19 protein-coding genes are annotated in these 23,314 nt (G+C 61.3%); 11 read left to right on the plus strand and 8 right to left on the minus strand.

The window, feature by feature from the left end; genetic code table 11:
• Positions 1–8: 8 nt before the first annotated feature.
• Positions 9–719 carry a PolC-type DNA polymerase III gene (locus NR126_RS22675; protein ID WP_256831586.1) on the minus strand — a complete coding sequence of 237 codons (711 nt, stop codon included), beginning with the start codon at positions 717–719 and terminating at the stop codon, positions 9–11.
• The gene (locus tag NR126_RS22680) at positions 716–2,650 is read right to left on the minus strand and encodes a putative nucleotidyltransferase substrate binding domain-containing protein (RefSeq protein ID WP_027617123.1); all 1,935 of its coding nucleotides are present in this window, start codon (positions 2,648–2,650) and stop codon (positions 716–718) included. The genes NR126_RS22675 and NR126_RS22680 overlap by 4 nt, the downstream gene beginning before the upstream one ends.
• 238 nt (positions 2,651–2,888) lie before the next feature.
• Here NR126_RS22680 and NR126_RS22685 point away from each other — a divergent pair, with 238 nt between their 5' ends.
• Positions 2,889–3,347 (plus strand): response regulator, encoded by a 459-nt coding sequence (locus NR126_RS22685; RefSeq protein ID WP_027617124.1) that lies wholly within the window; start codon positions 2,889–2,891, stop codon positions 3,345–3,347.
• 54 nt (positions 3,348–3,401) lie between these two features.
• On the opposite strand, the gene NR126_RS22690 is transcribed toward NR126_RS22685, so the two are convergent.
• The gene (locus tag NR126_RS22690; RefSeq protein ID WP_256831588.1) at positions 3,402–5,579 is read right to left on the minus strand and encodes a malate synthase G; all 2,178 of its coding nucleotides are present in this window, start codon (positions 5,577–5,579) and stop codon (positions 3,402–3,404) included.
• 547 nt (positions 5,580–6,126) lie between these two features.
• Between NR126_RS22690 and NR126_RS22695 the strand changes: the two genes are divergently transcribed.
• A complete protein-coding gene (locus NR126_RS22695; RefSeq protein WP_256831590.1) occupies positions 6,127–6,645 on the plus strand; it encodes a glycine cleavage system protein R in 519 nt (172 codons plus the stop codon).
• A 213-nt stretch (positions 6,646–6,858) separates the two neighbouring features.
• Here the strand turns inward: NR126_RS22695 and rarD are convergent, their stop codons facing one another.
• From rarD to NR126_RS22720, 5 genes are all read right to left on the minus strand, one after another.
• On the minus strand, positions 6,859–7,746 hold the full coding sequence (rarD, locus tag NR126_RS22700; protein ID WP_027617127.1) for an EamA family transporter RarD: 888 nt from the start codon (positions 7,744–7,746) through the stop codon (positions 6,859–6,861).
• Between the two features lie 164 nt (positions 7,747–7,910).
• The gene (locus NR126_RS22705) at positions 7,911–8,885 is read right to left on the minus strand and encodes a serine/threonine protein kinase (RefSeq protein ID WP_027617128.1); all 975 of its coding nucleotides are present in this window, start codon (positions 8,883–8,885) and stop codon (positions 7,911–7,913) included.
• Positions 8,886–9,065: 180 nt separating this feature from the next.
• Positions 9,066–10,967: a PhoX family phosphatase gene (locus NR126_RS22710; protein WP_256831593.1), complete on the minus strand. Its 1,902-nt coding sequence runs from the start codon at positions 10,965–10,967 to the stop codon at positions 9,066–9,068.
• 70 nt (positions 10,968–11,037) lie between these two features.
• The gene (locus NR126_RS22715; RefSeq protein ID WP_256831596.1) at positions 11,038–11,802 is read right to left on the minus strand and encodes a TOBE domain-containing protein; all 765 of its coding nucleotides are present in this window, start codon (positions 11,800–11,802) and stop codon (positions 11,038–11,040) included.
• Between the two features lie 58 nt (positions 11,803–11,860).
• The gene (locus NR126_RS22720; RefSeq protein WP_256831597.1) at positions 11,861–12,601 is read right to left on the minus strand and encodes a ComF family protein; all 741 of its coding nucleotides are present in this window, start codon (positions 12,599–12,601) and stop codon (positions 11,861–11,863) included.
• A 103-nt stretch (positions 12,602–12,704) separates the two neighbouring features.
• Between NR126_RS22720 and bioB the strand changes: the two genes are divergently transcribed.
• The 9 genes from bioB (at position 12,705) to NR126_RS22765 (ending at position 23,163) form a co-directional block, all read left to right on the plus strand.
• Positions 12,705–13,760, plus strand: coding sequence for a biotin synthase BioB (gene bioB / locus NR126_RS22725; RefSeq protein WP_027617132.1), 1,056 nt, complete (start codon positions 12,705–12,707; stop codon positions 13,758–13,760).
• Positions 13,761–13,916: 156 nt separating this feature from the next.
• The gene (gene bioF, locus NR126_RS22730) at positions 13,917–15,095 is read left to right on the plus strand and encodes an 8-amino-7-oxononanoate synthase (RefSeq protein WP_256831598.1); all 1,179 of its coding nucleotides are present in this window, start codon (positions 13,917–13,919) and stop codon (positions 15,093–15,095) included.
• Positions 15,088–15,819, plus strand: coding sequence for an alpha/beta fold hydrolase (locus tag NR126_RS22735; protein WP_256831599.1), 732 nt, complete (start codon positions 15,088–15,090; stop codon positions 15,817–15,819). Before bioF ends, NR126_RS22735 begins: the two co-directional genes overlap by 8 nt.
• Positions 15,812–16,624, plus strand: a complete 813-nt coding sequence (gene bioC / locus NR126_RS22740; RefSeq protein ID WP_256831600.1) for a malonyl-ACP O-methyltransferase BioC — start codon at positions 15,812–15,814, stop codon at positions 16,622–16,624. The genes NR126_RS22735 and bioC overlap by 8 nt, the downstream gene beginning before the upstream one ends.
• Positions 16,621–17,301, plus strand: a complete 681-nt coding sequence (gene bioD, locus NR126_RS22745; protein ID WP_027617136.1) for a dethiobiotin synthase — start codon at positions 16,621–16,623, stop codon at positions 17,299–17,301. The genes bioC and bioD overlap by 4 nt, the downstream gene beginning before the upstream one ends.
• 100 nt (positions 17,302–17,401) lie before the next feature.
• Entirely contained in the window at positions 17,402–17,698 is a 297-nt protein-coding gene (locus tag NR126_RS22750; protein WP_027617137.1) for a hypothetical protein, read from the plus strand.
• 273 nt (positions 17,699–17,971) lie between these two features.
• Positions 17,972–19,777, plus strand: a complete 1,806-nt coding sequence (locus NR126_RS22755; RefSeq protein WP_105755176.1) for a phenylacyl-CoA dehydrogenase — start codon at positions 17,972–17,974, stop codon at positions 19,775–19,777.
• A 209-nt stretch (positions 19,778–19,986) separates the two neighbouring features.
• Complete coding sequence (locus NR126_RS22760) at positions 19,987–21,276, plus strand: GGDEF domain-containing protein (protein WP_256831602.1); 1,290 nt, start codon at positions 19,987–19,989, stop codon at positions 21,274–21,276.
• Positions 21,277–21,366: 90 nt separating this feature from the next.
• Complete coding sequence (locus tag NR126_RS22765) at positions 21,367–23,163, plus strand: acyl-CoA dehydrogenase C-terminal domain-containing protein (protein ID WP_256831603.1); 1,797 nt, start codon at positions 21,367–21,369, stop codon at positions 23,161–23,163.
• Positions 23,164–23,314: the final 151 nt, after the last annotated feature.

Raw genomic sequence — 23,314 nt, forward strand, 5'->3', positions numbered from 1 at the left:
AAGGAAATTTAGAACGACGGCGCTTGCTGCCGCCTTTTCCACTGGCCAACGCGCTGCTGCAGGTTCAACGGGCTGTGAATCTGCTGGGCTTGGGCGCGGCTGAACAGGATCAAAGCCAGCTCGGCGGTGGCCATGGCGTCGGCGCTGGCGTTGTGGCGTTCGCTGACTTGCAGCTTGAACCAGTCGATCCAGTCATCCAGACCGGCCTCGCGGATATGCGCCTGGGGGCAGACCAGTGGGGCGATCTCGGCAACATCGAGAAACGTATGTTGCAGGCGATACCCCAAGCTGTCTTTCAAGGCGCGTCCGAGCATGTGCTGGTCGAACGCGGCGTGGAACGCCAGCAGCGGGCTGTCACCGACAAACTCCATGAAATCGAGCAAAGCCTCGGCCGGGTCGCAACCGGCGGCAATCGCGCTGGGTCCCAAGCCATGAATCAGCACACTGGGGGCGAGCTTGTGTTCGCGGCGATGCAAGGTGCGTTCGAACTGCTGGCTGAAATCGATCGCTCCGTCTTCGATGACCACGGCGCCGATCGACAGCACCTGATCCTTGTTCAAATTGAGGCCGCTGGTTTCCAGGTCCACCACCACCCAGCGTTGTTCGCGCAGGCTGCAATCGGACAATGGCGCGGTGTCGGGCAATTGCACCAGGCGCTGTTGTTGCTCGACGTTCAGGGTCGGGCAGGGGGCAGGACGCAGCCACGAAAATAGCTTCATAGCTGATACCGCAGGGCCAGGCTGGCTTGCAGGCGCTGGGCCTGGCGCAGGGATTCGCGCAGGATGCGCCGGTCCAAGTGATTCAGGCTGTCCGGATCGACGCGGTTGGAGTAGGGCAGGTTTTCGCGGGTTTGCCGTTGATGTTGCTGCATGCGCGTCTGCTGGATGAAATGGTAGGCCTCTTCATAGGCGGCACCGTCCAGGGGATCGATGACTTCCCTGGCCACCAGTTGGCGAAAACGTTCCAGGGTGTTGTTGCTCTCGATGCCGTTGGCCAGGGCCAGCAGGCGGGCGCCGTCGACAAAGGGGGTGAGGCCCTGGACTTTGAGATCGAGGGTGGCTTTTTCACCGTTTTTCTTTGCCAGCACAAACTCGCGGAAGCGACCCACGGGCGGCCGCTGACGCAAGGCATTCTCGGCCAGCATGCGCTGGAACAGTCGGTTGTCGGCCACTTGGTCGAGGATCGCCCGGCGCAGTTGCTCGCAGCCCTGCTCGTCACCCCAGACCACCCGTAGGTCGAAATAGATACTCGAACCCAGCAAGTTCTCAGGCGTCGCCTCGCGGATAAACGCAGCGAAGCGGCGGGCCCACTCGGCACGGGACAGGCATAGCTCGGGGTTGCCGGCCATGATATTGCCTTTGCACAGGGTGAAGCCGCATAGCGCCAGGCTGTGGTTGATCTGTTGCGCAATGGGCAGCAGCCGGCCGCGGATCTCGGCGGCGTGCGCGGCATCGCGGGCCTCGAACAGCAGGCCATTGTCCTGATCGGTGTGCAGGGTCTGTTCGCGGCGGCCTTCGCTGCCGAAACACAGCCAACTGAAGGGAATCCCCGGGTTGCCTTTTTCCTGCAGGGTCAGTTCGATCACCCGACACACCGTGTGATCGTTGAGCAGGGTGATGATCTGGGTGATCTGGGTCGAGGAGGCGCCGTGGGCCAGCATGCGCTCGACCAGTTGGCCAATCTCGCCGCGAATCGCTACCAGACTGTCGACCCGTGGCGCATTGCGGATGGTCCGTGCCAGGTGCACCAGGTCGACCCGTTGCAGGGAAAACAGATCGCGCTCCGAAACCACGCCGCACAAGCGCTGGTCCTTGACCAGGCAAACGTGGGCGATGTGCCGCTCGGTCATGGCAATCGCAGCGTCGAACGCGCTGTGGTCGGGACTCAAGTAAAACGGCGCCTGAGTCATGTGCCCTGCGATCGGTTGATCGAGGTCGCGGGCGCCGTCGGCCACCACCTGACGCAGGTCGCGCAGGGTGAAAATGCCGACCGGCGCCTTCAGATCATCAACCACCACAATGCTGCCCACCTGTTGTTCATGCATCAGGGTCACGGCATCGCGCAAGGGTGTGGTCGGGCCACAGGTCACCGGGTGGCGCATGGCCAATTCACCGAGCCGGGTATTGAGTGAGTACTGAGTGCCGAGGGTTTCCACGGCTTTTTGCTGGACCTGCTGATTCACCTGATCCAGCAGGCTGCTGACGCCGCGCAGGGCGAAGTCGCGGAAGGTGCTGGACAGCGCAAACAGCTTGATGAAGGCGAGTTTGTTCAGTTGCAGGCAGAAGGTGTCTTCAGCGGCCAGGTGCTCGGTGCGGGTGGCGCGTTCGCCGAGCAGTGCTGCCAGTGGAAAACATTCGCCGGTGGTGATCTCGAAGGTGGTCTCGGTGCCGCCCTTGGCCGTGTGCGGACGCTCGCCGACCACCCGACCCTGCTTGACGATATAGAAGTGCTGCACGGCGCCGTCGGCGGGTTTGATGATGCTCTCGCCAGGCCCGTAGAAACGCAGTTGGCACTGCTCCACCAGATAGGCCAGGTGTCCGTGCTCCATCTGATTGAACGGCGGAAACCGCTGCAGGAATTGCAGGGTGCCCTGGATGTTTTGCAGCACCGCAGTTTTCCCTGCCTGGGTGAAGGCGTCCGTCTTGCTCATGACCGTTTTTCGATTTTGTTGTTGTGGGTAGCGGCCATGGTCGTCCCACGCAGGCAGGGTGCCCATTGGACGTAAGTCTAGGTCGGTGGATATCCACAGGCGTTTCAGTGCCATTGAAGGGGAGAAAACCTTTTCTGCGCCCTATTGGAAAAGTATCCGACGAAGCGCACATTTAAGCTCTGCCCAGCGATGTCTGACTTTTGTGCCAAGGGAACGAATCGAACCTTTAGAGAGAGCCATGTCCGACCACGATATTTTGAGCGACGCCGAGCGTGAAGCGCTGAGTGCGGTTATGCAGGAGTCGGATCTGCCGCCACAACTGCAACGGGTGCTGATTGTCGATGATGACCAGGACGCCCGAGAGTTGCTCGCGGAGGTCCTGGCCCTTGAGGGCATCCATTGTCTGACGGCGGAAAGTGGCGAGCGTGCGTTGAATCTACTGGAAATCACTCCCTCAATCGGGCTGCTGATCACGGATTTGCGCATGGGCCATGTCGATGGTCTGGATCTGATCCGGCAGATTCGTGAGTCAGTTAGGGCCGCGCTGCCCGTGATCATCGTTTCCGGCGATGCCAATGTTAAGGACGCCATTGCGGCAATGCATTTGAGCGTGGTGGATTTTCTGCTTAAACCCTTCGATACCGGCAAGTTGCTGGAGTTAGTCCGGCATGAGCTTGGGTTGACGCCGGCGCCATGAAAAAAGGCCCTGATCGAAAGATCAGGGCCTTTTGCTTACCGCATCAGCGTTGGATCAGAGGCCGTTGGCCGCCTTGAACTCGCGACGACGACGGTGCAGGACCGGCTCAGTGTAGCCGTTGGGCTGTTTGGTGCCTTCGATCACCAGTTCAACCGCGGCCTGGAAGGCGATGTTGCTGTCGAAGTTCGGCGCCAATGGACGGTACAGCGGGTCGTTGGCGTTCTGGCGGTCAACCACCGGCGCCATGCGCTTGAGGCTTTCCATGACCTGCTCTTCAGTGACGATGCCGTGGCGCAGCCAGTTGGCGATGTGCTGGCTGGAAATACGCAGCGTGGCACGGTCTTCCATCAGGCCGACGTCGTTGATGTCCGGCACTTTCGAGCAGCCGACACCCTGGTCGATCCAGCGCACCACATAACCGAGAATGCCCTGGGCGTTGTTGTCCAGTTCGTTCTTGATCTGCTCGGCGCTCCACTGCGGGTTGACCGCCAGCGGGATGGTCAGGATGTCGTCGACCGAGGCGCGCGCACGCTTGGCCAGTTCGGCCTGGCGAGCGAACACGTCGACCTTGTGGTAGTGCAGCGCGTGCAGGGCGGCTGCGGTTGGCGACGGGACCCAGGCGGTGTTGGCGCCAGCCAGTGGGTGAGCGACTTTCTGCTCGAGCATGGCGGCCATCAGGTCAGGCATTGCCCACATCCCTTTGCCGATTTGCGCGCGACCTTGCAGGCCGGTGCTCAGACCGATGTCGACGTTCCAGTTCTCGTAGGCGCCGATCCATTTCTCGGCTTTCATGTCAGCCTTGCGCACCATCGGCCCGGCTTCCATGGAGGTGTGGATTTCGTCGCCGGTGCGGTCGAGGAAGCCGGTGTTGATGAACACCACACGCTCGCTGGCGGCCTTGATGCAGGCCTTGAGGTTGATCGTGGTACGACGCTCCTCGTCCATGATCCCGACTTTGAGGGTGTTGCGTGGCAACTGCAGAACGTCTTCGATGCGGCCGAACAGTTCATTGGTGAACGCCGCTTCTTCCGGGCCGTGCATTTTCGGTTTAACGATGTAGACCGACCCGGTACGGCTGTTCTTGCGCGTCGTGTTGCCGTTCAGGCTGTGGATCGCCGCGAGGTTGGTCACCAGACCGTCGAGGATGCCTTCAGGGACTTCATTGCCGTCCTTGTCGAGGATCGCATCGATGGTCATCAGGTGCCCGACGTTACGCACGAACAGCAACGACCGACCGTGCAGGCTCAGCTCGCTGCCATCCGGCGCGGTGTAGGTGCGGTCGGGGTTCATGGTGCGGGTGAACGACTGGCCGCCCTTGCTGACTTCTTCCGACAGATCGCCCTTCATCAGGCCGAGCCAGTTACGGTAGATCACCACCTTGTCATCGGCATCGACAGCGGCGACCGAGTCTTCGCAGTCCATGATGGTGGTCAGTGCGGCTTCCATCAGCAGGTCTTTGACGCCGGCTGCGTCGGTCTGGCCGACCGGGGTGCTGGCGTCGATCTGGATTTCGAAGTGCAGGCCGTTGTGCTTGAGCAGCACGGCAGTCGGTGCCTTGGCAGTGCCGTGGAAGCCGATCAGTTGTGCGTCGTTGCGCAGGCCGCTGTTGCTGCCGCCTTTGAGCGCGACTACCAGTTTGCCATCAACGATGCTGTAGCCGGTGGAGTCGACATGGGAGCCGGCAGCCAGTGGCGCGGCTTCGTCGAGGAAGGCACGGGCGAAGGCGATGACTTTGTCGCCACGCACCTTGTTGTAGCCTTTGCCTTTTTCCGCGCCATCGGCTTCGCTGATGGCGTCGGTGCCGTAGAGCGCGTCGTACAACGAACCCCAGCGGGCGTTCGAGGCATTGAGAGCGAAGCGGGCGTTCATCACCGGGACCACCAGTTGTGGGCCGGCCATGCGGGCGATTTCTTCATCGACGTTTTGCGTCGTAGCCTGGAAATCGGCCGCTTCTGGCAGCAGATAACCGATGTCTTGCAGGAAGGCTTTGTAGGCCACGGCGTCGTGCGCCTGGCCTGCACGCTCCTGGTGCCAGGCGTCGATACGGGCCTGGAAATCATCGCGTTTGGCGAGTAGGGCTTTGTTCTTCGGCGCCAGGTCATGAATGACCTTGTCGGCACCGGCCCAGAATTGTTCGGCGGTGAGGCCGGTTCCGGGAATGGCTTCGTTGTTCACGAAGTCGAACAGGACTTTGGCGACCTGCAGGCCACCGACTTGAACGTGTTCAGTCATTGCTTGCCTCACTCTGCTCAGCTATTTCGCTTTTCAGCTCTTCAATTTTGACCATCAAGCCCCTGGCCATTTAAACCACAAACCCGTCTACCAGTACATGCCATTGCGGGCGGCTGGGGTTGGCTCGATCAACGGCTTGGAGGCCTTGCTGACAGGGCTTTCAGGGTTGCGATCAGGCCCGCGGCAGGCATCGATCGAGGATTATGTAGTGCGCGCTGCGGCATACTACATGATGAACTGCGGTTGTGAAAATTAGACTAATTACGTCGTTCTGCGACCCCATGACGCATTGCAGTCACGACGGGGCACAGGATGTTCTCAAAAAACCAGTGGATTGTTCCAGTTAAATATAAAAAGTTGTACACGATTTGTGCTTCGCCCGGATCGGCGGTGTCGCCATCGCGAGCAGGCTCGCTCCTACACGGGGAGTACAATTCCCCTGTAGGAGCGAGCCTGCTCGCGATGGGGCCTTCTCATTCAACGCAGCAATCCCTGTTGCCTATACTTGCCTCTCGACCAAAAAAAATCATGACCAGAGGGCTGCGCCATGGATCATCTCGTACTCACCGTATTCGCCCCGGACAAAGCCGGTCAGGTCGAGCGCATCGCCCAATGCATTGCCGAGCATGGCGGCAACTGGCTGGAAAGCCGCATGTCGCGGATGGCCGGGCAATTCGCCGGGATTCTGCGGGTGGGGGTTCCGGCCGAGGCTTACGACGAATTGGTGGATGCGCTGCAGGCGTTATCCAGCCAGGGGATCCGGGTGCTGATTGCCGAAAGCGGCATTGAACAGGCCTGTACCTGGAAGCCAATCGCCATGGAGTTGGTGGGCAACGATCGGCCAGGGATTGTGCGTGACATCACGCGTCTACTCAGTGAGCAGGGAGTGAGTCTGGAACGTCTGGTCACCGAAGTACGGCCGGCGCCGATGAGCAGTGAGCCGCTGTTTCATGCCGAGGCCATTCTGGCGGTGCCCTTGACCCTGTCGCTGGATGTCTTGCAGTCACGCCTGGAGACCCTGGCAGACGATTTGATGGTGGAACTGGTGCTGCGCAGCGACCCTTGAGCGTTATCCAAGGAAATCCTGCACCTGCCTGTGGATAAGCTGTAGAGACCGCTCTGCAGCCCCGGCGGGCCGGGCCTCTGCGGAAGTTGATCAAAAAACCAGCAATTTCAAGCGCTTGTGCACAAACGGCGGGGATCACGCTGTGGATAACCTTGGGAAGGATGCTTGCAGGCCATGGTTGCCATGGCCTGCAAGGCTTTGTGCAGTTTTTGATCAGCGACGTCGACGCAAACTCAGCCATGCATCGACGCTGTACACCGCCAGGCCTGCCCAGATAAACATGAAGGCGATCAGGGTACTGGACGAGAGGTGCTCGCCAAACAGCAGCACCGCCTGCAACAGCACCAGGGTCGGCGCCAGGTATTGCAGGAAGCCCAGGGTGGTGTAGGGCAGGTCGCGCGCGGCGGCGTTGAAGCAGACCAGCGGCACCAGGGTGACCGGCCCGGCGGCGATCAGCCACCAGGCTTCGCTGGTCGTCCAGAACTCGGGTTGGGCGGTCATTGCGGTTTGGTTGAACAACAGCCAGGCGATGGCCAGCGGCACCAGCATCCAGGTTTCCACCACCAGGCCGGGCAGCGCCTTGACGGGGGCCTGCTTGCGGATCAAGCCGTAGAAGCCGAACGTCAACGCCAGCACCAGCGATACCCATGGCAAGCTGCCGACTTGCCACACCTGCTGCGCCACACCGACCGCCGCCAGTCCCACGGCAACCCACTGCATGCGCCGCAACCGTTCGCCGAGGATCAGCATGCCCAGCAACACGTTGACCAGCGGGTTGATGTAATAACCCAGGCTGGCTTCGAGCATGCGCCCGTTGTTCACCGACCAGACGTAGGTCAGCCAGTTGGCGGCGATCAGCGTGCCGCTCAGGGCGAGGATCGCCAGGCGTTTGGGGTTGTCTCTCAATTCCCGCCACCAGCCGGGATGCTTCCAGACCATGAGCAACAGGCCACCGAACAGCGCTGACCAGATCGCCCGGTGAATGATGATCTCCACGGCGGGCACGCTGGCGATGGCTTTGAAATAGAGCGGGAACAAGCCCCAGATGATGTAGGCGGTCAGGCCCAGAACGTAACCGCGACGCAGGTTGGCGGCTGGCATGCAGAATCCTTGCTTAGGTAGCTAACAAAGCAAGGATTGTAAGGAGATTTGTCTGCAAATGTCCTGCTGTATTGGTTGGGTATTTGTGAACAACAGAACCTGTAGGAGCAGCCCGGGCGGCGTTCCTACAGTGATTAGTTTTCCACAGTGGAATTCGGGGTGATTCAAAACAACTTCAACGGTTCTTCATTCAGCGCCGCCAACTGCTCACGCAGGGCCAGTACCTGATCGCCCCAGTACCGTTCGCTGCCAAACCACGGGAAGCTGCGCGGGAACGCCGGGTCGTCCCAGCGGCGTGCCAGCCAGGCGCTGTAGTGCATCAGGCGCAAGGCGCGCAGGGGTTCGATCAAGGCCAGTTCGCGAGGGTTGAAGTCGTGGAATTCGCTGTAGCCGTCCATCAGCTCCGAGAGTTGGCCCAGACAATCCTGGCGATCGCCGGCGAGCATCATCCACAAGTCCTGCACCGCCGGGCCCATGCGGCAGTCATCGAGGTCGACGATGTGGAACATCTCGTCGCGGCACATCATGTTGCCCGGGTGGCAATCGCCGTGCATGCGGATGTTCTGGTGCGGGGTGTCGTTGTAGACCTCTTGCACACGCTTGAGCAGGTCGCGGGCCACCGATTCGTAGGCCGGCAGCAGGCTGCGCGGTACGAAATTGCCTTCGAGCAAGGTGTTCAGTGAATCTTCGCCGAAGTTTTTCACTCCCAGCGCTTCGCGGTGCTCGAACGGGCGGGTCGAGCCCACGGCGTGCAAGCGCCCGAGCAACTGGCCGAGGCGATACAGCTGGTCGAGATTGCCAGGCTCCGGCGCCCGTCCGCCACGACGAGGAAACAGGGTGAAGCGAAAGCCGTTGTGTTCGTGCAGGGTTTCGCCGTTGTGAATCAGCGGTGCGACCACCGGCACCTCGACCTCGGCCAGCTCGAAAGTGAACCGGTGCTCTTCGAGGATCGCTTCGTTGCTCCAGCGCTGCGGGCGATAGAACTTGGCGATCAGCGGTTCGCTGTCTTCGATGCCGACTTGATAGACGCGGTTCTCGTAGCTGTTGAGCGCCAGGATGCGCGCGTCGCTGAGAAAACCGATGCTTTCAACGGCATCGAGTACGAGGTCTGGGGTAAGGGTTTCAAACGGGTGGGCCATGCTGACTCCTGCGCGCAGCAGGCTGCTGCGTCCGGCCAGACATGGTAGCGCAGACAATGCGGTTGTAGGAACGAGCGCCCGCTTGCGGCCTGCTCGCGATGGCGGCCTTGAACCTTGCGATATCAGTGCCTGGGCCATCGCGGGCAAGCCCCGGGCGGCGTTCCTACGATGATGGCGCGATCAGGCGCCGACGATCCCGCCATCTTCACGCCGAATCGCCATCACCGACGAGCGCGGCTTGCCATTGGGTAAATGCTCGGGGAAGGTCGAACCGCCGTTTTCACCAGGATGCTGAATCCCGACGAACAGGGTTTTCTGGTCAGGAGAGAAGCTGATCCCGGTCACTTCACAGCCGACCGGACCGACCATGAAACGGCGGATTTCACCGCTGGCCGGGTCGGCGCAGAGCATCTGGTTGTTGCCCATGCCGGCGAAGTCGCCGCTGTTGCTGGAGTCGCCATCAGTGAGGATCCACAGGCGCCCGGCCTTGTCGAAACCCAGGCCATCAGGACTGTTGAACAAATTCTGCGGAGTGATGTTCGCGGAGCCCGCCTTGGCCGTGCCCGCATGCACCGTCGGGTTGCCGGCGACCACGAACAGGTCCCAGGCGAAGGTCATGGATGCATGATCGTCGCCAGCGGTGTGCCAGCGCAGAATCTGCCCGTAGACGTTCTTCTCCCGTGGGTTGGGGCCGCCCACCGGCTGCCCGTCTTCGCCACGTTTGACGTTGTTGGTCAGGGTGCAATAGACCTGGCCATCGGTAGGGCTGACAACAATCCATTCCGGGCGGTCCATGCGCGTGGCGCCGACCACAGTGGCCGCCAGTCGCGCATGAATCAGCACTTCGGCCTGGTCGGCGAAACCGCTGCTGGCGTCGATGCCGTTTTTGCCATGGCTCAACTCGATCCACTGGCCCTGGCCCTTGGGGCGATCAGGATTGCTGTCGCCAGCGTCGAAGCGGGCGACGTACAGGGTGCCGTGGTCGAGCAGATTGTGATTGGCCTTGGGGTTCTTGTGGTCGATCTTGTCGCGGCTGACGAACTTGTAGATGAACTCACCGCGTTCGTCGTCGCCCATGTAGACCACGGCGCGGCCGTCATGGGTTTCGGCAAGGGCGGCGTTTTCGTGCTTGAAACGGCCCAGGGCGGTGCGCTTGACCGGCGTCGATTGCGGGTCGAACGGATCGATTTCCACCACCCAGCCATGGCGGTTGAGTTCGTTGGGGTTCTTTGCCATGTCAAAGCGCGGGTCGTGAGGGTGCCAGTTGATTTCCTTGCTGGCGGCCACCACGCCGTAGCGTTTTTGCGCGGCGTCGAACTTCTGCTCCGGGTTGCTGCTGCCGAAACAGTCGGTGAAATTCTCTTCGCACGTCAGATAAGTGCCCCACGGGGTCTTGCCGTTGGCGCAGTTCTGGAACGTGCCCAGTACCCGTTCACCCTTGGGGTCGGCAGCGGTCTTGAGCAGCGCGTGACCGGCGGCCGGACCACCGACGCGGATCGGCGCATTGCCGTGGATGCGGCGGTTGTAGCGCGAGCCCTGGACGAAGTGCCACTGGCCGTCCTTGCGCTGCACTTCGATCACCGACACCCCTTCGCACGCCTGGGCCTTGTGCACTTCTTCCGCCGACTGCGGCATGCCGCCATGGGGGTAGAGGTAGCGGTAGTTGGTGTATTCGTTGTTGATGGCCATCAGCGCACGGTTGTCGTCACCGGGAAACGGGAACAGGCTCATGCCGTCATTGTTGTCGCCGAACTGGACTTCCTGCTGCAGCGCCGTGCCGTTGCCCGAAGGGTCGAACGCAGGGCCGTCTTTCTGCAGGGGCTGGCCCCAGCTGATCAGCACCGAGGCGGTGTAGCCGGTCGGCAGGCTGAGGGTGTCGCTGGTGGCGGCGGCAATGCTTTCAAAGCCGAGCAGTTTGCTCGAAGCGGCGCTGACGCTGGCAGCCAATACGCTGCGACTGAGCAGGTTGCCGCCCAGGAACAAGGCCGCTGCACTGAGTGCGCCGGCACTGATAAAGCCGCGGCGGCTGAGGCCAACGATCTGTTCGAGGTCGGTGGCTTGGTTTTCTTCTAATAGGCTCACATCAGGCTCCCTGCTGGTTTTGGCAGTCACCTTAATGTCGAATCATGACGTAATTGTTTCAGTCGGCCCGTTAGAGCGGCGTGCCGATCAGCACATTGGACGGCGAGAATTGCACCTGCACCGGTTGGCCGGGCAAAAGACCCTTGGTGCGCAGGTACATGGGCTCGGCCAGCGCGCAGAGGGTCTGGCCGTTAGCCAGGCTGATGCGCACTTCGCTGGGGCCATCGTCTGCGTCGAGGATTTGTTCAAGCGTCCCGGTCAAGTGGTTGTAGCCCGGGGTTGGCGCTTGGTCGAGGGGCAGCAACTCCAGCCAGCCGGCCTTGATCAGCGCCACCACTTCGGTGCCGGTTTGCAGGTCCAGGCGCTGGGTGCTGTCGTGGGTAATTTGTGCATGCAATGTCAGACCTTCGGCCAGGATCAAGGTGATCAGGTCGTTGCGGCCTTGGGCCTCGATGCCCGCGACGGTGCCGTGCAACTGGTTGCGCGCGCTGGTGCGCAGCATCAGGCGTCCGAGCAGGTCGAGATCGCTGGCATCTTCGGCGGCTTCCAGAACTTGCGCCTGCAAGGTTTGCAAGCGCTGGTACAGGCGCAGCACTCGCTCACCTTCACGGGAAAGTCGCGCACCGCCGCCGCCCTTGCCGCCGACGCTGCGCTCCACCAGTGGCTTTTGCGCCAGGTTGTTCATTTCATCGATGGCATCCCACGCCGCCTTATAGCTGAGCCCGGCGCTTTTCGCGGCGCGGGTGATCGAACCCTGTTCAGCAATGTGCTGCAGCAGCGCTATGCGTTGCGGGCGACGGACGATGTGTTGGGACAACAAGCTGGGTAGGGACATGAATTGGACTACGGGCGCGGGTAATAAGACAGGACGTTGGCCGCTCGACGCCTCGCCGTCAAGCCGGATCGCCGGGTTTCGCGGTGCGCGCCAGGCAATACACATCGACCCGGCTGGCGCCGGCGTCCATCAATAACCGCGCCAGAGTGCGTGCGGTGGCGCCTGTGGTCAGGACGTCGTCGACCAACGCCAGGTGTCGCCCGCGAATCGTCGCCTGCGGGTGCAGGGCAAAGGCTCTGCGCAAGTTGTGCTGGCGGGCCTTGGCGTTCAGGTCCTGCTGGGCGCTGGTGTCCTGGGTGCGAATGACCAGTTGCTCATCACAGGCGATCTCAAGGTTGTCACTGAGCCATCGAGCCAGCATCGCGGCCTGGTTGAACCCTCGTCGACGCAAGCGCTTGCGTGACAGCGGCACGGGGATCAGCGCGCAAGGACGTGGTAGATCCTCAGAGAAGCGAAAATGCAGTGATTGAACGAAAAGTTCGGCCAACAGGTGGCCATAGGGCCAGTTGGCGGAGTGCTTGAAGCGGGTGATCAGGCTGTCGATGGGAAACCCGTAAGTCCAGGGTGCCACGACCTGGGTAAAGGCCGGCGGGACCTTTAGGCATTGGCCGCAGGTGAGGCCATTTATCGGCAAGGGCAGGGCACAGATTTGGCAGGCGTCGCCCAGCCAAGGCAATTCGCTTTCGCACGGCGTACAAATGGGAAGTTGGGTGTCGGAAGCTTCGCCGCATAGCAAACAGAGCTGATTGTTTTTTAGCCAGATGTAAACCTGTCCTTTGTGATGAGGTTGACAGTGCATGACTCTTCCTTAAATATGCTGAAACATCCGTGTTGTGTCTGTGGGTTTCGTCTTGTTGCCCGGACACGTTTCAAGCATCAAGCATAAGAAAGGAAATGAACCGATGAGCGCCAGCATCACCGCCAAATTGCGTCACGATTGGTCCTTGGCCGAAGTCAAAGCGCTGTTCGTTCAGCCTTTCAATGACTTGTTGTTCCAGGCGCAGACGGTGCACCGCGCGCATTTCGATGCCAACCGCGTCCAGGTTTCGACCCTGTTGTCGATCAAGACCGGTGCCTGCCCGGAAGATTGCAAATACTGTCCGCAGTCCGGTCACTACAACACCGGCCTGGAAAAAGAAAAACTGATGGAAGTGCAGAAGGTCCTCGAAGAGGCCGCTCGCGCCAAGGCCATTGGCTCTACCCGTTTCTGCATGGGTGCGGCGTGGAAGCATCCGTCGGCCAAGGACATGCCGTACGTGTTGAAAATGGTCGAAGGCGTCAAGGCCATGGGCCTGGAAACCTGCATGACCCTCGGCCGTCTCGATCAGGAGCAGACCGCTGCCCTTGCCAAGGCCGGTCTCGACTACTACAACCACAACCTCGACACCTCGCCGGATTTCTACACCAGCATCATCACCACCCGTACCTACAGCGAGCGCCTGCAAACCCTGGCGTACGTGCGTGATTCGGGGATGAAGATCTGCTCCGGCGGGATTCTCGGCATGGGCGAGTCGCTGGATGACCGCGCCAATCTGCTGATCCAGTTGGCCAACCTGCCTGAGCATCCGGAGTCGGTGCCGATCAACATGTTGGTGAAGGTGGCCGGTACGCCGCTGGAAAACGCGGACGACGTCGACCCGTTCGATTTCATTCGCATGCTCGCCGTGGCCCGCATCCTGATGCCGCAATCCCATGTGCGGTTGTCGGCCGGTCGTGAAGCGATGAACGAGCAGATGCAGGCCCTGGCATTCCTTGCCGGCGCCAACTCGATTTTCTACGGCGACAAATTGCTGACCACCGCCAACCCGCAAGCCGACAAGGACATGCAACTGTTCTCACGCCTGGGCATCCTCCCCGAAGCCCGCGAAGAGCACGCCGACGAGGTGCACCAGGCGGCCATCGAACAGGCGCTGGTGGAGCAGAAGAGCAGCGAGCAGTTTTATAACGCTGCGGTTTGACCGGGCCTGACCGACCCCTTGTAGGAGCGAGCCTGCTCGCGATTGCGGACTGACATTCAAAAAAGATGTCGGCTGATCCATTGCCATCGCGAGCAGGCTCGCTCCTACAGGGGCTGCGTCCGTTCTGATTCATGTGATTCAACTGTCGAGGCCTGCATGTCTTTCGATCTCGCCGCACGCCTGGCTGCCCGTCGCGCGGACAATCTTTATCGCCAGCGTCCACTGCTTGAATCCCCCCAGGGGCCGCAGGTAGTGGTCGATGGCCAGCCTTTGTTGGCCTTCTGCAACAACGACTACCTGGGCCTGGCCAATCACCCGCAGGTGATCGAAGCCTGGCGTGCCGGAGCCGAACGCTGGGGCGTGGGCGGCGGCGCGTCGCATCTGGTGATCGGTCACAGCACCCCGCATCACGCCCTCGAAGAAGCCTTGGCCGATTTGACCGGACGTCCGCGGGCGCTGCTGTTTACCACCGGTTACATGGCCAACCTCGGCGCGGTCACCGCGTTGGTGGGACAGGGCGATACGGTGCTGGAGGATCGCCTCAACCATGCCTCGCTGCTGGACGCGGGACTGTTGTCTGGTGCGCGTTTCAACCGCTATCTGCACAACGACGCCGACAGCCTGGCCAAACGCCTGGAAAAGGCCACCGGCAACACCCTGGTGGTCACCGATGGCGTGTTCAGCATGGATGGCGATATTGCCGATCTGCCAGCGCTGGTCCGAGAAACCCGGGCCAAGGGCGCGTGGCTGATGGTCGACGACGCCCACGGTTTTGGTCCTTTGGGTGCCAATGGCGGCGGCATTGTCGAGCATTTCGGCTTGAGCCAGGAGGATGTGCCGGTGCTGGTCGGTACCCTCGGCAAGGCGTTCGGCACGGCGGGTGCGTTTGTCGCGGGCAGTGAAGAGCTGATCGAAAGTCTGATCCAGTTCGCCCGGCCCTACATCTACACCACCAGTCAGCCGCCGGCGCTGGCCTGCGCGACCCTCAAGAGCCTCGAGCTTCTGCGCAGCGAGCATTGGCGGCGTGAGCATCTGCAGGTATTGATCAAACAGTTCCGCCGGGGTGCCGAGCAGATCGGATTGCAACTGATGGACAGTGCGACGCCGATCCAGCCGATCATGATTGGTGATGCCGGACGGGCGATGCTTTTTTCGCAACTGCTGCGTCAACGCGGATTGCTGGTCACGGCAATTCGTCCACCGACCGTGCCCGCCGGCAGTGCGCGCTTGCGCGTGACCCTGACCGCCGCCCACAGCGAAGCCCAGGTCGAGCTATTGTTACAAGGTCTTGCCGATTGTGTTGAGCAACTGGGAGCGACCTCGGACTATGCGTGATCGACTGATTCTGTTGCCCGGTTGGGGCCTCGGTATCTCCCCGATGGAGCCGCTGGCGGCTGCCCTGCAGGGATTGGACGAACACCTGCGAGTGGAGATTGAGCCGCTGCCGGAGCTGGACGCCAGCGATCTTGAGGAATGGCTGGAGGAACTCGATGCCAGCGTGCCACAGGATGCCTGGCTGGGTGGCTGGTCGCTGGGCGGCATGCTCGCCAGTGAGTTGGCGGCGCGCCGTGGCGACCGCTGTTGCGGCCTGCTGACCCTGGCGAGCAATCCGGCGTTTGTCGCCCATGAGCGATGGCCGACCGCGATGCCCGGTGAAACCTTCGATCAGTTTCTCGCTGGCTGCAGCGCCGATCCGCGCAGCACCCTCAAGCGCTTCAGCCTGCTGTGTGTCCAGGGCGCCGAAGATCCTCGCGGTCTGTCGCGGCTGCTGTCGGGCGGCGCACCGAGCACCTCGGGCACGGTGTTGATGGCCGGGCTGGAGTTGTTGGCGCAACTGGACACGCGTAAGGCGCTGCAGGCCTTTCGCGGGCCGCAGTTGCATCTGTTTGCCGGGCTCGATGGGCTGGTCCCGGCCGAGGCGGCCAGCGCGTTGTTGGCGCTACTTCCGGATGTCGAAATTGGTCTGATTGAACAGGCCAGTCACGCGTTCCTTCTGGAGGATCCCCACGGAGTGGCGGGGGCGATCCTGGCCTTTTTGCATGAGAGCGGTGATGACTGATTTGGCTTTCCCCAAACTGCCCGGTGGCCTGCCCGACAAACGTCAGGTGGCTGCGTCCTTTTCCCGCGCCGCGGCCAGTTATGACAGCGTCGCCGAGTTGCAGCGCGACGTTGGCAGTGAATTGCTCAGGCGCCTGCCCACCGATCACGCTCCGCAGCGGTGGTTGGACCTGGGCTGCGGCACCGGTTACTTCAGCCGCGCACTGGCCGAGCGCTTCAGCCTGGGAGAAGGGCTGGCGCTGGACATCGCCGAAGGCATGCTCAATCACGCCCGGCCGCTGGGTGGCGCGCAGTATTTCATTGCTGGCGATGCCGAGCGCCTGCCCCTGCAGGACGCCAGTTGCGACCTCGTGTTCTCCAGCCTGGCGGTGCAGTGGTGCGCCGATTTCGCGGCGGTGCTGAACGAGGCGTATCGGGTGCTCAAGCCGGGCGGTGTGTTGGCCTTTGCCAGCCTGTGTGTCGGCACCTTGTACGAATTGCGCGACAGCTGGCGTCAGGTGGATGGCATGGTCCACGTCAACCGTTTCCGTGAGTTCAGTCGCTATCAGCAAATGTGTGCCGACAGCAGTTTTAGCCTGCTGAGCCTGCAAAGTTGCCCACATGTGCTGCACTACCCCGATGTGCGCAGCCTGACCCATGAACTCAAGGCCCTGGGCGCGCATAATCTCAATCCCGGGCGACCGGGCGGACTGACCGGAAGGGCGCGGATCAGTGGCTTGATTGGCGCCTACGAGCACTTTCGTCAGGCGCAAGGACTGCCCGCGACCTATCAGGTGGTTTACGCCGTACTGGAGAAACCTCGATGAGCGCTGCCTATTTCATCACCGGCACCGACACCGATGTCGGCAAAACCACCGTCGCCGCCGGCTTGCTGCACGCTGCACGCCAGGCTGGCTTGAGCACGGCGGCGGGCAAACCGGTGGCCTCCGGCTGCGAGGTGACCCCCAAAGGCCTGCGCAATGCCGATGCCTTGGCGTTACTGGCAGAATGCTCGTTGCCGCTGACCTACGCCGAAGTCAATCCGTTGGCCTTCGAACCGGCCATCGCTCCGCACCTGGCAGCCCGCGAGGCAGGCGTGGCATTGACGGTGCAGGCGCTGAAGGCGCCGATGCGGCACATCCTCGAGAAACAAGCCGACTTCACCCTGATCGAGGGCGCGGGAGGCTGGCGGGTGCCCTTGGCTGGCCAGGACAATTTGTCGGACCTGGCCATGGCTCTGGACCTGCCGGTGATCCTCGTGGTCGGGGTGCGCCTGGGCTGCATCAGCCATGCCCTGCTGACCGCCGAGGCGATTGCCAATGATGGCCTGCAACTGGCGGGCTGGGTGGCGAATATCATCGATGCGAAGACTTCTCGGCTTGAAGAAAACCTCGCCACCCTAGCCGAGCGCCTGCCCGCGCCATGCCTGGGGCGGGTGCCGAAGCTCAAGGTAGTGACGGCAGAAGCGGTAGCGCAACACCTGCAACTGGACCTGCTGGACTAGTTTCGGCCTATCGCAAGGCACTTTGCCATTAGTGTTTTTGTCGGGCGTTTCCCGCCCGGCTCTGCTTCAATGATGGTTGGTTTGAAGATGGAGTAATCCCATGGACATTTCGGGAAGCACGGCTTATTACCCTGGCCTGAGCGCGATCAGCGCAGGCCAGAACCGCGTCGATCAGGCCGCCAGCCAGATCGCCACCACCTACGTTGAACGGGCTGCCGGCAGCCAGTCTTCGGAGGCCCAGGTCGACCGCCTGCGTGGGGTGGACCGCAGTCAGCAGTCTGACGTCGCCAGCCAGCGCGTGGAAATGGCCCAAGGTAAATTGCAGGTGGAACTGGGCGTCAACGTGGCCAAGGCCGCGGATGAAATGCTTGGCACATTGATCGATACCTACGCTTGATTCCTTTCTGATCCCTACCCGGCGACGCCATTCTCCCGGCAGTCGCTCGGGCGTCTCCCTCGCGTTCAACTAATCTTTCCTACAGTCTCTGCCGCGATCTACAGCGGTTGCGCGGCTGTGTGCCCGTGCATTTGAGGAAGTGGATGACAGACGGCAAAAGATCGACGCTTGACAAGATTTCGGCGTAAACGTATGTTTCAAACAACTGTTTGACCGTCACAACAAATCATCGCGGTCGTTCATTCCCGGTTACATCAGCAGAGGTTTATCGCTATGCCTGACTACAAGGCCCCCTTGCGTGATATTCGCTTCGTTCGTGACGAGCTGCTCGGCTACGAGGCGCACTATCAGAGCCTTCCGGCTTGCCAGGACGCTACCCCGGACATGGTTAACGCCATTCTCGAGGAAGGCGCCAAGTTTTGTGAGCAGGTGCTGGCGCCGCTGAACCGCGTGGGTGACACCGAAGGCTGCACCTGGAGCGAGTCGGGCGTGAAGACGCCGACTGGTTTCAAGGAAGCCTACAAGCAATTCGTAGAAGGCGGCTGGCCGAGCCTGGCGCATGACGTCGAGCACGGCGGTCAGGGCCTGCCGGAGTCGCTGGGTCTGGCAGTCAGTGAAATGGTCGGCGAGTCCAACTGGTCGTGGGGCATGTACCCAGGCCTGTCCCATGGCGCGATGAACACCATTTCCGAGCACGGTACGCCAGAGCAGCAAGAGGCTTACCTGACCAAGCTGGTGTCCGGCGAATGGACCGGCACCATGTGCCTGACCGAACCGCACTGCGGCACCGACCTGGGCATGCTGCGCACCAAGGCCGAACCTCAGGCCGACGGTTCCTACAAAGTTTCCGGCACCAAGATCTTCATCTCGGCCGGTGAACACGACATGGCCGACAACATCGTCCACATCGTCCTGGCGCGCCTGCCGGATGCACCGGCTGGCACCAAAGGCATTTCGCTGTTTATCGTGCCGAAATTCCTGCCTAACGCCGACGGCACCGTGGGTGCGCGCAACGCGGTGTCCTGTGGTTCCCTGGAACACAAAATGGGTATCCACGGCAACGCTACCTGCGTGATGAACTTCGACGAGGCCACCGGTTTCCTGATCGGCCCGGCGAACAAAGGCCTGAACTGCATGTTCACCTTCATGAACACCGCTCGCCTGGGCACCGCGTTGCAAGGCCTGGCCCACGCCGAAATCGGTTTCCAGGGCGGCCTGAAGTACGCTCGCGATCGCCTGCAAATGCGCTCCCTGACTGGCCCGAAAGCGCCAGACAAAGCTGCTGATCCGATCATCGTGCACCCTGATGTACGCCGCATGTTGTTGACCATGAAGGCATTCGCCGAAGGCAACCGCGCCATGGTGTACTTCACCGCCAAGCAAGTGGACATCGTCAAATACGGTGTCGACGAAGAAGAGAAAAAGAAAGCCGACGCCCTGCTGGCTTTCATGACGCCGATCGCCAAGGCCTTCATGACCGAAGTCGGCTTCGAGTCGGCCAACCACGGCGTACAGATCTATGGTGGCCACGGTTTCATCGCCGAGTGGGGCATGGAGCAGAACGTTCGCGACAGCCGTATTTCCATGCTGTACGAAGGCACCACTGGCATCCAGGCACTCGACCTGCTGGGCCGTAAAGTGCTGATGACTCAAGGCGAAGCCCTCAAAGGCTTCACCAAGATCGTGCACAAGTTCTGCCAGACCAACGAAGGCAACGAAGCAGTCAAAGAGTTCGTCGCACCACTGGCAGCACTGAACAAGGAGTGGGGTGAGTTGACCATGAAGGTCGGCATGGCCGCCATGAAGGACCGCGAAGAAGTCGGCGCGGCTTCCGTGGACTACCTGATGTACTCCGGTTATGCCTGCCTGGCTTACTTCTGGGCCGACATGGCGCGCCTGGCTGCCGAGAAACTGGCTGCCGGCACCACCGATGAGGCGTTCTACACCGCCAAGTTGCAGACTGCGCGTTTCTACTTCCAGCGCATCCTGCCGCGGACCCGCACTCACGTTGCAACCATGCTGTCGGGCGCCAACAACCTGATGGACATGAAAGAAGAAGACTTCGCCCTGGGTTACTAAGCCCTACGCAGTCCTTCGACAAGCCGCTGCTTCTTCGGGAGCAGCGGCTTTTTTTTACCTGAAATAACGCGATACAGATCTGCGGGTAAAACCCTTCAATCCCGGGTTCGGTCGGCCGCTAAACAAAAGTGACATCACTTTCATGTACTGTCGTGCCAAGAATGACGGCATAATGCCACTATTCGATTTGCCGGGCCGGAGCTTTACCTTTGCCGCGTTCCTCTGCTGTACGTTTCAGTCACTTTCTGCCCTCGGTGCTGTTACTGCTGGCGGGGCTGGCGGCGGCTTACGTCAGGGACCTCAACGTATTCTTTACGTCGCTGTTCAATGTCCTGCCGACCCTGGTGCTGTTGCTCGGCGGTGCCTACTGCGCGGTGTATCGGCGCCAGCGGGAGTTGTTCCTGATGGTCACGGTGTATATCGCCTACTTCCTGCTCGACACCCAGACCGATTACTACCGTGACTTCGGTCAGGTGCGGGTGGATGCGGCGGTGGTGTTTCATCTCTGCTGCCTGCTCTTGCCCTTGATGTACGGCACTTTCGCTGCGTGGCAGGAGCGCACTCACTTGTTCCAGGACATGGTGGCGCGTTTCGCCGTGCTGTTTGCCGTCGGCGGTGTGGCTCTGGGGTTGGAGCAAAGTTATCCCCAGGCGCTGCAAAGCTGGCTCGCCGAAATCCGCTGGCCGGCGCTGCACGGTGCCTGGATGAGTCTGATCCAGCTGTCGTATCCGGCGTTCATCGCCGCCTTCCTGTTGCTGGCATTCCAGTACTGGCGCCATCCACGGCCGCTGCACGCGGCGCAACTGGTGGGCTTGCTCGGGTTGTTCTGGATGCTGCCCAAGACCTTCATCCTGCCCTTCACCCTGAACATCATGTGCAGCCAGGTGATGCTGATGATCGCTGCGGCGGTTGCGCATGAGGCTTATCAGATGGCGTTTCGCGATGAGCTGACCGGCTTGCCCGGACGGCGGGCGCTGAATGAACGTTTGCAGCGCCTGGGCCGTAACTATGTATTGGCCATGAGCGACGTCGATCACTTCAAGAAATTCAACGACACCCACGGCCACGACGTCGGTGACCAGGTCCTGCGCCTGGTGGCCAGCAAGCTGTCGAAAATTGGTGGCGGCGGCCGTGCCTATCGTTATGGCGGGGGAGAGTTTGCTCTGGTGTTCGCGGCGCGTTCGCTCGAAGAATGCCTGCCGCACCTGGAGGAAATCCGCGAGTCGATTGCCAGCTACCAGATGCACCTGCGCAATCAGGACAGTCGCCCCAAGGACGATCAGCAGGGTCGCCAGCGGCGCTCCGGTGCCAGCGCCTCGGTGGTCTCGGTGACGGTCAGCATTGGCGTGGCCGAACGCCTCGAGCAGCGCACGCCGGACCAGGTGCTGAAAAGCGCCGACCAGGCGCTCTACAGTGCCAAGGGCGCGGGGCGAAATTGTGTCATGGCCTTCGGTCAGAACCGCCGTGGCGCGGTGCGCAGCGCCGAGGCTGTGGATTGAGTGATGATGACGCATTCAGCGTCTGCACGGTGATTGTCCAGGGTGATGCGGGGCAGTAGTTTGGTCTGATCTGCTGACTGAGGAATGACCATGCCTGAGTACAAAGCTCCCCTGCGTGACATGCGTTTTCTGATCGACCACGTGTTTGATTTCCACGCCAACTACGCTGCGCTGGGCGCCGTTGACGCCAGCCCGGACATGATCAGCGCGATTCTCGAGGAGGGCGCGCGGTTCTGCGAAAACGTGCTGGCGCCGTTGAATCGCTCGGGTGACGAAGAGGGCTGTCATTTCGACAATGGCGTGGTGACCACGCCCAAGGGTTTCAAGCAGGCCTTCGCCCAGTATGTCGAAGGTGGCTGGCACGGTCTGGCGGCGGATCCGGTCTATGGCGGCCAGGGCTTGCCGAGTTCGCTGGGGCTGGTGATCAGTGAAATGGTCGGCTCCAGCAACACCTCCTGGGGCATGTACCCGGGGCTGACCCACGGTGCGATGTCGGCGATCCACGCTCACGGCACCGAGCAGCAGAAAAGCATCTACCTGAGCAAACTCACGGCCGGGCAATGGACCGGCACCATGTGCCTGACCGAGGCCCATTGCGGCACCGACCTGGGCATTATCAAAACCCGCGCGGTACCACAGGCCGACGGCAGTTACGCGATCTCCGGCAGCAAGATTTTCATCTCTGCCGGCGAGCACGACATGAGCGACAACATCATTCATCTGGTGCTGGCCAAGTTGCCGGATGCACCGGCCGGGACCAAGGGCATCTCGCTGTTTATCGTGCCTAAGTTTTTGCCCGATGCAGCGGGTGAGGCCGGAGTGCGTAACGGCGTGTCCTGTGGCTCGATTGAACACAAGATGGGCATCAAGGCGTCGGCCACTTGCGTGCTGAACTTCGATGGCGCCACCGGGTTCCTGATTGGCGAGGCGAACAAGGGCCTCAATTGCATGTTCACCATGATGAACCACGCTCGGCTCGGCACCGGCATGCAGGGCTTGTGTCTGGGTGAAGCGAGCTTCCAGGGGGCGATCAAATACGCCAACGAGCGCCTGCAGATGCGCGCGTTGACCGGACCCAAGGCGCCGGAAAAGGCCGCCGATCCGATCATCGTCCACCCCGATGTGCGACGCATGCTGTTGACCATGAAAGCCTTCAACGAAGGCAATCGGGCGCTGACCTATTTCACCGCACAACTGCTCGATGCCGCGCATCTGTCGGCCGACCCCGGCCAGCGCCAGGACGCCGAGGACCTGTTGGCGTTCCTCACGCCGATCTGCAAAGCGTTCATGACCGAGACCGGCCTGGAGGTGACCAACCATGGCATGCAGGTGTTTGGCGGCCACGGGTTTATCCGCGAGTGGGGCATGGAACAGCTTGTGCGCGACTGCCGCATTGCACCGATCTATGAGGGCACCAACGGCATTCAGGCACTGGATCTGCTGGGGCGCAAAGTGCTGGGCAGCCAGGGCAAGCTGCTGCGGGGCTTTACTAAGATTGTCCACAAATTCTGCGAAGCCAACGCCGAGCATCCACAACTCAAGGCATATGTGGCACAGCTCGATGGACTCAATCGGCAGTGGGGCGAGTTGACCACGCAGGTCGGCATGGCGGCGATGAAGAATCCCGACGAGGTCGGTGCTGCCGCGCTGGATTACCTGATGTACAGCGGTTACATCGTCCTGGCTTACCTGTGGTTGCGCATGGCCCTGGTGGCCCAGGCGCAATTGCAGGAAGGCGAGGGTGATGAAGAGCTTTGCCAGGGCAAGCTGGCCGCCTGTGAGTTCTACTTCAAGCGTCTGCTGCCGCGCACTGCCACCCATCGCGCCGCCGTGGAGGCGGGCAGCGATTGCCTGATGAAGTTGCCGGCCGAGTTGTTCGCGCTCTAAAAGCAGCGGCGAATCGCCAAGGCCGCCGTCTGCAGTAAACCTGCCGCTATGCTGGTAGTCGTTGCTGCGGGCGGCGGCTTTTTTGTTGATGACTAAAAATTACAAACAAGTCACGAGTTGACCCTATGTGTCGCAAAAGTTGTTCGGGTAC

It is taken from the genome of Pseudomonas sp. Pse1 (genome assembly GCF_024519635.1).
In the GTDB taxonomy this organism is placed as follows: domain Bacteria; phylum Pseudomonadota; class Gammaproteobacteria; order Pseudomonadales; family Pseudomonadaceae; genus Aquipseudomonas.

Coding starts and splice junctions, on each gene's coding strand:
- NR126_RS22675 (WP_256831586.1), bottom strand. CDS start 719: ATGAAGCTATTTTCGTGGCTGCGTCCTGCCCCCTGCCCGACCCTGAAC.
- NR126_RS22680 (WP_027617123.1), bottom strand. CDS start 2,650: ATGAGCAAGACGGACGCCTTCACCCAGGCAGGGAAAACTGCGGTGCTG.
- NR126_RS22685 (WP_027617124.1), top strand. CDS start 2,889: ATGTCCGACCACGATATTTTGAGCGACGCCGAGCGTGAAGCGCTGAGT.
- NR126_RS22690 (WP_256831588.1), bottom strand. CDS start 5,579: ATGACTGAACACGTTCAAGTCGGTGGCCTGCAGGTCGCCAAAGTCCTG.
- NR126_RS22695 (WP_256831590.1), top strand. CDS start 6,127: ATGGATCATCTCGTACTCACCGTATTCGCCCCGGACAAAGCCGGTCAG.
- rarD (WP_027617127.1), bottom strand. CDS start 7,746: ATGCCAGCCGCCAACCTGCGTCGCGGTTACGTTCTGGGCCTGACCGCC.
- NR126_RS22705 (WP_027617128.1), bottom strand. CDS start 8,885: ATGGCCCACCCGTTTGAAACCCTTACCCCAGACCTCGTACTCGATGCC.
- NR126_RS22715 (WP_256831596.1), bottom strand. CDS start 11,802: ATGTCCCTACCCAGCTTGTTGTCCCAACACATCGTCCGTCGCCCGCAA.
- NR126_RS22720 (WP_256831597.1), bottom strand. CDS start 12,601: ATGCACTGTCAACCTCATCACAAAGGACAGGTTTACATCTGGCTAAAA.
- bioB (WP_027617132.1), top strand. CDS start 12,705: ATGAGCGCCAGCATCACCGCCAAATTGCGTCACGATTGGTCCTTGGCC.
- bioF (WP_256831598.1), top strand. CDS start 13,917: ATGTCTTTCGATCTCGCCGCACGCCTGGCTGCCCGTCGCGCGGACAAT.
- NR126_RS22735 (WP_256831599.1), top strand. CDS start 15,088: ATGCGTGATCGACTGATTCTGTTGCCCGGTTGGGGCCTCGGTATCTCC.
- bioC (WP_256831600.1), top strand. CDS start 15,812: ATGACTGATTTGGCTTTCCCCAAACTGCCCGGTGGCCTGCCCGACAAA.
- bioD (WP_027617136.1), top strand. CDS start 16,621: ATGAGCGCTGCCTATTTCATCACCGGCACCGACACCGATGTCGGCAAA.
- NR126_RS22750 (WP_027617137.1), top strand. CDS start 17,402: ATGGACATTTCGGGAAGCACGGCTTATTACCCTGGCCTGAGCGCGATC.
- NR126_RS22755 (WP_105755176.1), top strand. CDS start 17,972: ATGCCTGACTACAAGGCCCCCTTGCGTGATATTCGCTTCGTTCGTGAC.
- NR126_RS22765 (WP_256831603.1), top strand. CDS start 21,367: ATGCCTGAGTACAAAGCTCCCCTGCGTGACATGCGTTTTCTGATCGAC.